At 72.0% G+C, this 12,556-nt stretch carries 11 protein-coding genes; 7 read left to right on the top strand and 4 right to left on the bottom strand.

Translation table 11 applies throughout. The features are described 5' to 3' along the window. Nucleotides 1–163: 163 nt before the first annotated feature. Entirely contained in the window at nt 164–1,804 is a 1,641-nt protein-coding gene (locus ACIBK0_RS00610) for an alkaline phosphatase D family protein (RefSeq protein ID WP_399074085.1), read from the bottom strand. A 79-nt stretch (nt 1,805–1,883) separates the two neighbouring features. After that, complete coding sequence (locus ACIBK0_RS00605) at nt 1,884–2,528, bottom strand: HNH endonuclease family protein (protein WP_399074083.1); 645 nt, start codon at nt 2,526–2,528, stop codon at nt 1,884–1,886. Nucleotides 2,529–3,053: 525 nt separating this feature from the next. Here ACIBK0_RS00605 and ACIBK0_RS00600 point away from each other — a divergent pair. Next, the gene (locus ACIBK0_RS00600) at nt 3,054–3,635 is read left to right on the top strand and encodes a TMEM165/GDT1 family protein (protein ID WP_399074081.1); all 582 of its coding nucleotides are present in this window, start codon (nt 3,054–3,056) and stop codon (nt 3,633–3,635) included. Nucleotides 3,636–4,178: 543 nt separating this feature from the next. Continuing rightward, nucleotides 4,179–4,847: an HAD-IA family hydrolase gene (locus tag ACIBK0_RS00595; protein WP_399074079.1), complete on the top strand. Its 669-nt coding sequence runs from the start codon at nt 4,179–4,181 to the stop codon at nt 4,845–4,847. A 411-nt stretch (nt 4,848–5,258) separates the two neighbouring features. Here ACIBK0_RS00595 and ACIBK0_RS00590 read toward each other — a convergent pair whose 3' ends face one another. Beyond that, nucleotides 5,259–6,494, bottom strand: coding sequence for a peptidoglycan-binding protein (locus ACIBK0_RS00590; protein ID WP_399074077.1), 1,236 nt, complete (start codon nt 6,492–6,494; stop codon nt 5,259–5,261). Nucleotides 6,495–6,660: 166 nt separating this feature from the next. On the opposite strand from ACIBK0_RS00590, the gene ACIBK0_RS00585 reads away from it, so the two are divergent. Continuing rightward, on the top strand, nt 6,661–8,784 hold the full coding sequence (locus ACIBK0_RS00585) for a DHA2 family efflux MFS transporter permease subunit (protein ID WP_399074075.1): 2,124 nt from the start codon (nt 6,661–6,663) through the stop codon (nt 8,782–8,784). Nucleotides 8,785–8,802: 18 nt separating this feature from the next. Here the strand turns inward: ACIBK0_RS00585 and ACIBK0_RS00580 are convergent, their stop codons facing one another. Then, complete coding sequence (locus tag ACIBK0_RS00580; RefSeq protein ID WP_399074073.1) at nt 8,803–9,318, bottom strand: GNAT family N-acetyltransferase; 516 nt, start codon at nt 9,316–9,318, stop codon at nt 8,803–8,805. Nucleotides 9,319–9,495: 177 nt separating this feature from the next. On the opposite strand from ACIBK0_RS00580, the gene ACIBK0_RS00575 reads away from it, so the two are divergent. From ACIBK0_RS00575 to ACIBK0_RS00560, 4 genes are all read left to right on the top strand, one after another. Continuing rightward, entirely contained in the window at nt 9,496–10,215 is a 720-nt protein-coding gene (locus ACIBK0_RS00575) for a helix-turn-helix transcriptional regulator (RefSeq protein WP_399074071.1), read from the top strand. Between the two features lie 85 nt (nt 10,216–10,300). Continuing rightward, entirely contained in the window at nt 10,301–10,789 is a 489-nt protein-coding gene (locus ACIBK0_RS00570; RefSeq protein WP_399074069.1) for a nuclear transport factor 2 family protein, read from the top strand. Between the two features lie 80 nt (nt 10,790–10,869). After that, nucleotides 10,870–11,559, top strand: a complete 690-nt coding sequence (locus ACIBK0_RS00565; RefSeq protein WP_399074067.1) for a hypothetical protein — start codon at nt 10,870–10,872, stop codon at nt 11,557–11,559. 140 nt (nt 11,560–11,699) lie between these two features. Continuing rightward, nucleotides 11,700–12,332 (top strand): hypothetical protein, encoded by a 633-nt coding sequence (locus ACIBK0_RS00560; RefSeq protein WP_399074065.1) that lies wholly within the window; start codon nt 11,700–11,702, stop codon nt 12,330–12,332. Nucleotides 12,333–12,556 lie beyond the last annotated feature (224 nt).

Below are 12,556 nucleotides of genomic sequence, written 5' to 3'. Positions count from 1 at the left end.
GCGGACGGTCAGAGCAGCAAGCCGCCCGCTGGAAGCGGACGGTCCGCCTCATCATGCCGTCGTACGGTGCGCGAGCCGAGCCCTGGAGCGGATGATCGGCGCCGGGTGTGGGATGCGTCACGAGCATCAAGGGCAACGCACGCAACAACCGTACGTAATGGGCTTATTGCGGGGTGAGTGCCGACTCCTCCACCGTCCTCAGTCGCGAGCCCCCGCCCCGTACGGCCCGCGCCTGTTCGAGCCGCAGCGAAGCGGAACGCCCGCGCAGGGTGAGGGTCATCAACTGGTTGCCGAACCAGGGCCCACCGGTCCTGCGCCAGTCGACCGGCGGGTGCGCGCGGCCGCCATGCCGGGCGAACCGGTGGCCGAGGGCCCGCCCCAGTCCGCTCCACCCGAAGCGGAAGCCGAGTCGTATGGAGAGCGGGATGGAGTTGTGGACGGGGGAGCAGGTCAGTTGGAGAACCCGGGCGTCGGGGCCGGTGTCGGGCCATGAGGGCTCGGCGACATACGCGTGATGCACATCGCCGGACAGGACGCACACCGTTGCCGGCGCGTCCGTCCCCGACCCTGCCTCGGCGATCAGAGCCGTCAACGCTTGGAACGACTCCGGGAACGCGGCCCAGTGCTCCAGGTCGGCCCGCCGACGCAGATACTCCCCGAACCGCGCCCAGCGCGCGCCCCGTTCGCCCCGGCACAACGCGGCGTTCCACGCCTCGGCGTGGTGGACGAGCGGCGGCAGCAGCCAGGGGAGGGAGGTGCCGATGAGGAGGTGGTCGTACGAGCCGGCGGCGTCCAGTGCCTGCTCCCGCAGCCACTCGGCCTCACCCGGATCGAGCATCGCGCGGTTCTGCTCCTCCAGCACACGGGCCCCGCGCGTGTCGAGCATGAGGACGCGGGTGCGGCCGAAGTCGCGGCGGTAACTCCAGCGCACGGAGGCCGGTTCGATGTCGGCCTGGGCGGCGAAGGCGCGGAGCACATCGGTGCCGTCGGGGGTTTCGCGTACGGCGGCGTACAGCGGGTCGTCGGAGAGCTCGCGCGGGGAGAGGTTGCCGAGGTGCTGATGGACCCAGTACGACATCAGGCCGCTCAGCACCCGCTCGCGCCACCACGGGGTGGCGCGCATGTCGGCGAGCCAGGCGGCGCTGGTGTTCCAGTCGTCTATGACGTCGTGGTCGTCGAAGATCATGCAGCTCGGGACGGTGGAGAGGAGCCAGCGGATCTCGGGATCGAGCCACGATTCGTAGTAGAGCCGGGTGTACTCCTCGTAGTCCGCGACCTGGTTGCCCGGAGGATCGGCGAGACCGCGTCGTGCGGCGATCCACTGCCGGGTGGCCTTGGAGACCTCGTCCGCGTACACCTGGTCGCCCAACAGCAGCAGCACGTCCGGGCGTTCGCCGTCGGGGTCCGCGGCGATGCGGGCGGCCAGGCTGTCCAGCGCGTCCGGCCCCACCGGGTCCTTCTCGTCGGCGGGCGGCGCGGCCCAGCGGCAGGAGCCGAAGGTGACGCGGACGGCGGCCTCCTCGCCAGGGGCGCGGACCACCGAGGGCGGGAAGGGGGAGTCGGGCAGCGGCCAGACGGGATTCTTGTCCAGCAGTACCTCGTACGACGAGACCGTGCCCGGAGTCAGGCCCGTCACCGGTACCAACGCGTAGTGGTGGCCCGCGACTTGGAAGGTACGGGCCGCGCCGCGGGCGCCGTCGGCGCACCGCACCTCGGCGGTGCACGGACGGCTCGTCTCGACCCAGAAGGTCGCGGACGAGCCGTCGACGTACCTCAGCAGCGGTCCCAGGCGCAGCTCCGCCATGGTGATCACCCTCCTCCGTCGCCCCGTACGGTACGGAACGACGGAGGAGAGCGGGGAGGTTCCGGGACCTTCGAATGCGTCAGCAGCCGGAGAGGTAGCTGGTGAGCGCGCTCCTCTCGGCGGAGTCGACGGAGAGGTCGTAGTAGTACTTCACCTGGACCCAGGCGCGGACGTACGTGCAGCGGTAAGCGGTGCGCGAAGGCATCCAGGTGGCCGGGTCCTGGTCGCCCTTGGCCTGGTTCACGTTGTCCGTGACGGCGAGGAGCTGCGGGCGGGTCACGTCGTTGGCGAAGGCCTGGCGCTGGGCCGTGGTCCAGTTCCGGGCGCCGGAGTCCCAGGCCTCGGCCAGCGGGACGAGGTGGTCGATGTCCACGTCGGAGGCGGCGGTCCAGGTGGCGCCGTCGTAGGGGGAGTACCAACTGCCGCTGGTGGCGACGCAGGCGGAGTCGGTGACGACGTTCGTACCGTCGCGCTTGAGGATGTACTCACGGGTGTTGCACGTGCCGGAGATGGTGATCCATGTGGGGAACAGATCACGGCTGTAGCCGGTCCTGACCTCCGTCGCGGTGGTGAGCGAGGCGAGGTAGGTGCGGGCGGTGGCGGCGCTGACCGGGGTGGGCAGCGCGGCGGAGGCGCTCGGGCCGTTGAATATCCCGACGGTGGCTATCAGACCGGTGAGGGCTGTGAGTATGCTCAGCCGTCGACGCGCGTAGACTTTTGGCATGCGAACTCCCTTGGAGCGGGGGGCCGTTGGGGGTGAGCGAGCACATGCTTGCGGCGGCGTATTTCTGGAAGGTGTGGGTCAGGTAAGAAGCTAGTGTCGTGTTCATGTCATAGCAATGCTCACGACAAGAACGTTCGGTCGGGTGCGGAGTCCTGTGCGACGCGCGCGGGCCGCTGAGCCGGGCGGGACCGGCGGTGTGAGCGGGCTGCTGAGCTCCGGCGGGACCAAAGGCCCTACAGCGCCCGTCCGGGCATCCCGTACGATGGACGGCGCAGAAGGGGAGTAGCTCTTCGCCGGACCGTCGACATACTGCTCAGCTCGTCTGAGCCGGCGCCCGGAGGCAGGCCTCGTTCGAGGGGTCGGCCAGCGAGACCTTCGGCAAGCAGTGCACTGCCCGTGCCGTGTATCGGCGTGGGCGCTCCTGCCCGCGCCTCCCGGTGCGGGTGCCGCTGTGTGCTGCCGTGCCGAGGTGTCGCAGCGCAGTCACAGCACTCTCGGTGGGGCGGCCCGACCGATTGAGGAATTTTGATCAGCTTCACCGTCATGGCGCTCGTCTTCGGCGTCGTCTTCCTTGCCGAGCTGCCGGACAAGACCGCGCTCGCCGGCCTGGTCCTCGGCACGCGCTACCGCGCCTCGTACGTCTTCGCCGGGGTCGCCGCCGCCTTCACCCTCCATGTCGCGCTCGCCGTCGCGGCGGGCAGCGTGCTGACCCTGCTGCCGCAGCAGATCGTGCACGCGCTGACCGGTGTCCTCTTCCTCGGTGGCGCGGCGGTCCTGCTGATGAAGAAGGACGAGGATGAGGAGGAGATCCGCAAGCCCGAGAACCAGAGCTTCTGGAAGGTCTCGGGGGCGGGCTTCATGCTCATCCTCATCGCCGAGTTCGGTGACCTCACCCAGATCATGACGGCGAACCTCGCGGCCCGCTACGACGCCCCGCTCTCCGTCGGCCTCGGCGCGGTCCTCGCGCTGTGGGCGGTCGCCGGGCTCGGCATCGTCGGGGGCAAGGCGCTGATGAAGCGGGTGCCGCTGGAGCTGATCACCAAGGTGGCGGCGGTGCTGATGCTGGGGCTGGGTGTGTGGAGTCTGTATGAGGCTGTGGCGGTCTGAGGTCTGCGGGGGCGTCGTGTGTTGATGCCGCCCGCCGGTGGGTGTGTTGACGCCGTCCGCCGGTGGGTGGGTCGGCGCGTCCGCAGGTGGGTGGGTCGGGGCCGTGCCGGTACATCCGCCCGTCGCCGGTGGATCAGACGTCGGCCTGCCAGGAGCCGCTTCCAGATCCGAACGTAAGCGACGGGCATTCGATGTACCGGCACGGCCCCTCCCGTGCTTTCGCGGGTGCGGGTTGGGGGGCCGTGAGGATCGGCCGCCTCTGTGTCCGTACGGGGTTGTGTCGACACGGCCCCCTCTGCCGTGCGGTGGCGGGGGCTCGGCCGTTTCGGTGTCCGTACGGGGTCGGGGTGTCGTCCTTGTGATGTCGTGAGGGTGGCTGTCGGGATCGGCTCGGCCGAAGCGCAGGTCAGGGGTAGTGGCGCTGCGGGGCCTTGTTTTGTATCGTGGAGGAACAAAGTGGCTCCCGCCCGCACTCCCTGACCGGCGGGCGGGGCCGCCTTGTCCCGGGGGCCACGCCTTGGCCCCTTTCTCGCGCCTTGGAGCATGCCGATGACGGCCACCACCGTTCTGACCGCCCGCGCCCTCCTGCTCGACATGGACGGCACCCTCGTCAACTCCGACGTCGTGGTCGAGCGCTGCTGGCGCCGCTGGGCCGACCGGCACGGGTTGGACGGGGACGAGGTCATGAAGGTCGTCCACGGCAGGCAGGGATACGCCTCGATGGCGGTGCTGCTGCCGGATCGGCCGATGGAACAGAACCACGCCGACAACGCTCGGATGCTCGCCGAGGAGACCGCCGACATGGACGGCGTCGTCGCGATTCCGGGTGCTGCGGAGTTCCTGGCCTCCCTTGCCCGGGTGCCGCACGCTCTGGTGACCTCCGCGGATGTGGCCCTGTCCAGCGCGCGGATGGCCGCCGCCGGGCTCGGACTTCCCGACGTGCGCGTGACCGCCGAGTCCGTCGGCGCGAGCAAGCCCGATCCCGAGGGTTTTCTCAAGGGGGCCGCCGAGCTGGGTGTCCCGCCCGAGGAGTGTGTCGTCTTCGAGGACTCCGAGGCCGGGATCGCGGCGGGGAAGGCTGCCGGGATGCGGGTCGTCGGGGTCGGGCCTCGAGCGGGCTTCCACCGGCCGGACATCCTCGTCCGCGACCTTACGCAGGTGCGGGTGGAGTCCGCCGGGGGCGGCTTGATCCAGCTCCACATCGAAGGCTGAAGTCTTCTGGGGGGCCGTGAGTTTTCTCGCCCCCTCCGCCCCTACCCGTCCCGTACCTGGGGGCTGCCGCCCCCAGACCCCATCGGCCTGAACGGCCTCGTCCTCAAACACCGGACGAGCTGAAGGATCAAGCCCCGGCCGGGAGGATGGGAGCCGGCGGAGTGGGTGGGACCGCGGGCAGGTCGAAGCGTGCCGGCCGCCGCGGAAGGGGCACGCAGGGTGGGCGGAACGCACCCGCAGTCGCCGACGCACGGGAGGGGCCGTGCCGGTACATCACATGCCCCGTCGCTTACGTGGTTGCCGACAGGCCGAGCTGTGAAGCCCAAGCGATCTGCCACCGGCGACGGGGCGGATGTACCGGCACGGCCCCGACCCCCCACCGGGGCGCGGGCGAAGCGGCGCGGCCATCGCTCACGGCTCCGTCGTCTCCGACTCCAGGCTTGTCCGGGTGGCCGCGCCGTACACACCCTGCTCGTCGTCCGTGATGCCCCGCGCCCCCTGGTAGCGGCGCACGGCGTTCTCGACCTGGTTGTCGTAATTACCGTCGTCGTTGCCCACGTAGAGGGACAACTGACGCAGGCGCAGCTGGAGCTCGGTGACCTCGGGGCCCCTGTCGCCGCGCTGCAGGGTCTGCACGCGGCGTTCGTCCGAACCGTCGCGCGTGGGCTCCACCGAACCCGTCGCGCTCGCGGTCGTCGGCGTCTGCGTCGGCGTGGCCGACGGGGACGGCGTCGCCGACGCGCTCGACGAGGACGCCGAGGGCGACGGGCTCGCGCTGTGCGACGGAGCCGGGACGGCCGGCGCGGACGCCGTGGCCGAAGCGCTCTCCGACGGCGCCACCGAGGCCGTGGCGGACGACACCTCCGGCACGCTCGCCCGTACATCCTCCGGCAGCGCCCCGTCCCGCACGGGAGTGTCGTACGAGAACAGCCCGCTCGCGAGCCCCGCCGCCGCGACGACGGCCACGACGGCTCCCGCGATGCCCAGCACAGCGGCACGCCGCCGATGCCGGGGCCGGGACCTCCCGCCCGGGACGGCCGGCGGGCCGGGCTCCGGGGACCGCTCCTGGAACAGGTGCACATCGGCCGCACGCGGCTCGGACGACACCGCGCCGAGCCGCACGGTCGCGTCGGACGGCACGGCAGCGAGCCGCATCGTGGACGCGGAGTCGGAGCCGGACGCGGACGCGGACTCGGGCCCAAGGTCGGACCCGGACGCGGACTCGGGCCCAAGGTCGGACCCGGACGCGGACTCGGGCCCAAGGTCGGACCCGGACGCGGACCCGGGCCCAAGGTCGGACCCGGACTCGGGCCCGGCCCCGGCCCCGAGGCCTCCCTCGGCGTCTTCCGGCGCTACGGCTCCCCCCGGAGCGACGGCCCCCACCGCCCCAGTCCCCGGAACCCCGGCCCCCGGAACCTCGCTCTCGCCCGACGCGGCGGGTGCCCCGCTCCCCGTGGAGCCCCGCGTCCCCAGCTCCACGTAGGGCCGAATCCGCAACGGATCGAAGTCCTCCGCCGCGGCCGCCTCCGCCGTGCGCGCGTCGCGCAGGGCGTCGGACGCCCGCTGGGTGCAGGCGCAGGACGGAGTGCCGTCCGGCGTACGGGGTGCCGTGCATTCGGGGCAGACATGCCCGTTCGGTTCAGCCACGCGTGGGTCCCTCCCCCTGAGAACTCCAGAGATTATCCGGATGTCCTACACGCAATCTCCAGGAGTCCCCCGGAATCCCGGCCTCCGGGGGGACTCAACAGGCCATAACCGGTCACACCGACCAGGATGGAGGGTGACCGAGACCCTCGGGGCTCAGGGAGGCCGCATGACCGGGGACGCGCACGGCGCGGACACGCCGACCGAAACGCAGGACGCGGACGGCCCGGCCGGCGTGAACGAGTCGGCGGTGCGGCGGCGCGCGGCGGCCGCCGCCGACGCCCGGGACACCGTGCACGGCAGCGTCTTCGTCTCGATCGGCGCGCTGCTGATGGGCATGCTGCTCGCCGCGCTGGACCAGACGATCGTGTCGACCGCGCTGCCGACCATCGTCAGCGACCTCGGCGGCCTGGAGCACCTGTCCTGGGTGGTCACCGCGTACCTGCTCGCGTCGACCGCGGCGACTCCGCTGTGGGGCAAGCTCGGCGACCAGTACGGCCGGAAGAAGCTGTTCCAGACGGCGATCGTGATCTTTTTGATCGGCTCCGCGCTGTGCGGCATGGCGCAGAACATGCCCCAGCTGATCGGCTTCCGGGCGCTGCAAGGCCTCGGCGGCGGTGGGCTGCTGGTGCTGTCGATGGCGATCGTCGGCGACCTCGTCCCGCCGCGTGAACGGGGGAAGTACCAGGGGCTGTTCGGCGCCGTCTTCGGCGCGACCAGCGTGCTCGGGCCGCTGCTCGGAGGGCTCTTCACCGAGCATCTCAGCTGGCGCTGGGTGTTCTACATCAACCTGCCCGTCGGCATCGTCGCGCTCGCGGTGATCGCGGCGGTCCTGCACATCCCCAGGAAGTCCGCGCGGCACGTCATCGACTACCTCGGCACCTTCCTCATCGCCGCGGTCGCCACCTGCCTGATCCTGGTGGCCTCGCTCGGCGGCACCACCTGGGGCTGGGGATCGGCCCAGACCATCGGCCTCGTCGTGCTGGGCGTGGTGCTGGCCGTGGCGTTCGTCACGGTGGAGCGGCGGGCGGCCGAACCCGTCCTGCCGCTCAAACTCTTCCGTATCCGCACCTTCACGCTCTCCGCCGTCATCAGCTTCATCGTCGGCTTCGCGATGTTCGGCGCGATGACCTATCTGCCGACCTTCCTCCAGGTCGTCCAGCGTGTGTCGCCCACCCTGTCCGGTGTGCACATGTTGCCGATGGTGTTCGGTCTGCTGCTGTCGTCCACGGTCTCCGGACAGATCGTCAGTCGTACGGGCCGGTGGAAGGTGTTCCCGATCGCGGGCACCGGCATCACGGCCCTCGGTCTGCTGCTGCTCCACCAGCTCGACGAGAACAGCAGCACCGGCGAGATGAGTTCGTACTTCTTCGTCTTCGGTCTGGGGCTCGGCCTGGTCATGCAGGTGCTGGTGCTGATCGTGCAGAACGCGGTGTCGTACGAGGATCTGGGCGTCGCCACCTCGGGCGCGACGTTCTTCCGCTCGATCGGCGCCTCGTTCGGCGTCGCCATCTTCGGCACGGTCTTCGCGAGCCGCCTGGCCGAGAAGCTGACGGTCGCACTGAGCGGGCAGCAGCTCCCCGCGGGCATCTCCCCGAACTCCCTCAAGGCCGACCCGAAGGGCATCGGCGACCTGCCGCCCGCGCTGCGGCAGCCGGTGCTGCACGCGTACGCGTCGTCCATCACGGACGTCTTCCTGTACGCCGCCCCGGTCGCCGTGCTCGGCTTCGTACTGGCCTGGTTCCTGCGCGAGGACAAGCTGCGGGGGTCCGTCACGGCGCCGGACGTCACCGAGACGCTCGCCACCAATCCGGTGGAGCGGTCGTCGTACGACGAGGTGTGCCGGGCGCTGTCCGTGCTCGGCACCCGGGAGGGGCGGCGCGAGATCTACGAGAAGATCACCGCGCGGGCGGGCCTGGACCTGCTGCCCGCGGCGAGCTGGCTGTTGCTGCGGATCAAGAAGTACGGGTGGGCCGAGCCCGCGGAGCTGGCCGAGCGCAGCACCGTGCCGCTGAGCGTCGCCCTCGCCGCCGCCCGCCAGGTCGAGGAGCGCCGGCTCGCGTTGCGCGAAGGACTCGACCTCGTGCTGACCGAACAGGGCCGCGAGGCCGCCGAGAAACTCGCCAAGGCCCGTGAGGAGTCCCTGGCCGAGCTGCTCGGCGACTGGTGGAGCCCGGACCGTCCGACCGACCTGACCAAGCTGGTCGAGGAGCTGAACGCCGAGATGTGCGGATCCGACGCGGAACAGCCGCACGACAGGGCGGTGCCGCGCCCGCAGGGGAAGCCGGTCTGAGTCCGCGAACTCCCGGAGTCAGCCGGTCAGTTCCTTCCTGAACCAGTGCTCGGCGTAGATGTCGTCGTTGTGCGCCTCGGTCTCCTCGTAGCCGTGCCGGGCGTACAGTGCGCGCGCCTCCACGAGGTCGTCGCGGGTGTCGAGGATCAGCCGCTCGGCGCCCAGGCCGCGGGCCGCCTCCTCGGCCGCCGCGAGCAGCACGGGGCCGCCGCCCTTGCCCCGCAGCTCCTCACGGACGAACACGCGGCTCAGCTCGCCCGTCGTGGCGTCGAGCATCCGCACCCCCGCCGTGCCCCCGGGCTCGCCGTCGTACCGCGCGACCAGCAGCACGCCGGTGGGCGCCGCGAACTCGGCCCCCGTCCGTGCGGCGACCTCCCGCTCCAGCTCGTCGGGATCCGTCGTACGCCCTTCGCGCAGCAGATACCAGCGGTCGCTGACCTCCGTGTAGTACGCCCGCCAGAGCGCGGCGGCGACGGGGGAGTCGAAGGGCTCGGGGGCGACGGTCCAGGAAGTCGTCGTACGCGTACGGGTCATGACGGTCATTCTCCAAAGGCGCGGCACCCGGTCCGCAAGCGGATTACGGCGGACTGTCAGTGGCAGTGGAGAGACTGGAGGCCATGAACCGCACCAACTGGCCCTACTGGCTGGACTCGCCGCACTGGCCGGGCCGGCCGGGATGGACGGGATGGACGGGCTGGAGGACCGGCTGACGTGAACCGCACCGACCGGCTGTACGCCCTCGTTGAGGAGTTGCGTGCCGCCGCACCCCGCCCGCGCAGCGCCCGTACGCTCGCGCGGCGCTTCGAGGTCAGCGTCCGCACGATCGAGCGGGATCTCGCCGCGCTGCAGCAGTCCGGTGTGCCCATCCATGCCGAGCCCGGCCGGACCGGTGGCTATGTCCTGGACAGCGAGCGGACCCTGCCGCCGCTGACCATCACACCGGCCGAGGCGACCGCGCTCGCCGTCGGGCTGCGCGCGCTCACGGGCACGCCGTTCGTGGCTGACGCGCGCAGTGCGCTGCACAAGGTGCTCGCGGTGATGCCTGGGCACGAGCGGGCGGCCGCGGCCGATCTCGCCGGGCGGGTCCGGCTGCTCGTCCCCGCGTCGGCGGAGCGGCGGCCGCCCGTGCCGACGGTGCCGGGGCCCGTGCGCGAGGCGCTGACCGCCGGGCGGACACTGCGACTTGAGTACGCGGACGTCGCGGGCGCGGTGACCGGTCGCACCGTCGAACCGCTCGGGTTCCTCGGCGGTGACGACCACTGGTATCTGCTGGCCTGGTGTCGGCTGCGGTCCGGGGTGCGGTGCTTCCGCCTGGACCGGATACGGGAGGCCGTGGTGCTCGACGAGCGGCCGCCGCGGCGCTCCATCGACCCGGGCGAACTCGACACGCTGGGCTGGGACTTGGTGCCGCTGGGAGAGCTCGGAATGTGACGGCAATCACCGACAGGGGGGTGTCGCGCACCCGTACGAGGCTGATGCCACGAACTCCGCACCGAAGGACAGGACGGCGACAGCCATGACAGCGACGACCACGACCGACAACACCAGGCCCGACAACCCCACCCCCGGCAGTCCCACGACTGGCACCACCGCACCCGGGACCACCGCACCCCTCACCCCGGCGACCGGCATCGCGCTCTTCGAACGCTGGACGGCCCTGTGGAACGGCGACTTCGCGGACCCCGAACGCTTCCTCGCCCCGAACTTCCGGATCCGCTTCGGCAACGACCCCGACAACGCGGACACCGACACCCTCCACGGACCGCAGGCCCTCGTCGACTTCATCGCCGCCTTCCGTACGTCGCTGCCCGGACAGCGCTACGCCGTCGAAGGCACCCCGCTCGTCGACGCCGGGCAGGGTGGCGTGGCGTCCCGCTGGTACATGACTCGGCAGGACGACTCGGGGGTCGCCGTGGCCAAGAGCGGCATCGATCTGTTCCAGGTGGAGGAGGGACGCATCGTGACCGTGTGGTCGGTGACGGGGCTGCGGCGCTTCGCTCCGTGACGGACCCCGTTTGAGGGGCGCCTTCCGGGCAACCCGGCCCGGGAACCGGCCCGTCGGGTCGAGAACCCCGGAAGGCATCCATGTCCACAGGCGTGATCATCGCTCTGATCGTGATCGTGGCGGCCGTCGTTGTCGCGGCCGCCCTGACCCTCCTCGCCCGACGGCCGCAGGGCGGGCGCAGCCTGCGGCGGCGCTTCGGGCCCGAGTACGACCGGACCGTCGCCCGGCACGACGGCGACGCCAGGGCCGCCGAACGCGACCTGGCCGAGCGGGTGAAGAGGCACGGTGAGCTGCGCGAGCGGCCGCTGGAGCCCGCGGCCCGCGAACAGTACGCGGCCCGCTGGACGGCCGCCCAGGAACGCTTCGTCGACTCCCCGCGCGAGGCGGTGGCCGAGGCCGACCGGCTGCTCGGTGAGGTGGCCGGTGTGCGCGGCTTCCCCGACGGCGGCCGCTACGAGGAGCAGGTCGCCGCGCTCTCCGTCCATCACGGACACCACGTCCACGGCTACCGCCGCGTGCACCGCGTCGCGCAGACCCGCACCGACGGGGCCCCGGAGGGCCGTGCCGGTACGGAGGAGATGCGCGAGGCCATGATCGAGGCTCGGGCCCTCTTCGAGGACCTGGTGACCCCGGTCCGCCGGGACGACGCTCCGCGCCACCGCGGGGACGACGCCGCGAAGCCGGCCACCCGCTCCGAGCGCTCCGCCTCCGACGGCCGGGGCGGCCACCTGCCGTGGGCGTTCACCAGGCGCCACGCAAAGGGGAGTTGAGGACCGTGAAGGACAGGACGTCGAGTGACGCCACCGAAGACCCCCGAAGCACAGAAGACCGCCGAAGCTCAGAAGGCAGCGAAAGCGTAGAAGGCACCGAAAGCACCGAAGGCACCGAACGAACACGGCGTCGCGAGGCCATGAAAGGCCGCGTGGGCGGCCCGGAGGCGTCCGGAGCGGTCCCGCCGTCCGGCAAGGCCATGAAGGGCGAGGGCGCGGCGGGCGAGGGCGCGGCGGCCGGCGGGCGGGAGCCGGGCGGCCCCGGCACCGGCATCCCGCCCGAGGAGGGCGTCGACACCCCCGCCCGCCGGACGCCCACCCGCGAGACCCCGGTCCGCGAGGCCCCCGTCCGCGAGCCCCTGAGCGGCGAGCGAGGACCGGACCGCCCGGGCGCCGTCGCCGCGGCGCGCGCCGGCGAGTCCGCCGACGCCCCTCGCCGGGGCGGCGACGCGAAGGCCACCGAGCGCGCGGGCACCCCCGGTCGGCCCGCCGCGTACGGCTCCGGTCTGTTGCCCCAGGACGAGTGCGACAAGTTCTCGCTGCGACTGCGGCACGCGGTCGGCGGCTTCGTCGACGGCCCCAGGGACGCCGTGGAGGAGGCCGACCACCTGTTGGAGGAACTGGCCACGCGCTTCACGGAGGCCGTGACCCGCCGCCGCGGGACGCTGCGGGCGTCGTGGCAGGCGGGCGACGGGGCCACCGCGACCACCGAGGACCTCCGGCTGGCCCTGCGGGACTACCGCGAGATGACGGAACGGCTGCTCCGGCTCTGAGACGACTTCTCGGCGTCGGAGACGACTTTTCGGCACATCTCTGCGCACGACTCCGCACATCTCCGCGCACGAGTAAGGCGCACGCCCCAGAACCGGCGGTACCAGCAGTGGGGGCCGCGTCCCGGATCATCTCCGGGACGCGGCCCCCCCACCCCCAGGGGTGGCCCCCCCCCGCGCGGGTGGCACAACCCGCCGGAGAACGCCCCCGCGTTAGGGGTGTTGGC

The organism is Streptomyces sp. NPDC050564, assembly GCF_044457265.1.
Classification (GTDB): Bacteria; Actinomycetota; Actinomycetes; order Streptomycetales; family Streptomycetaceae; genus Streptomyces.
The sequence above is the reverse complement of the archived record's forward strand: the minus strand, read 5'-3'. Positions and strand labels throughout refer to the sequence as shown.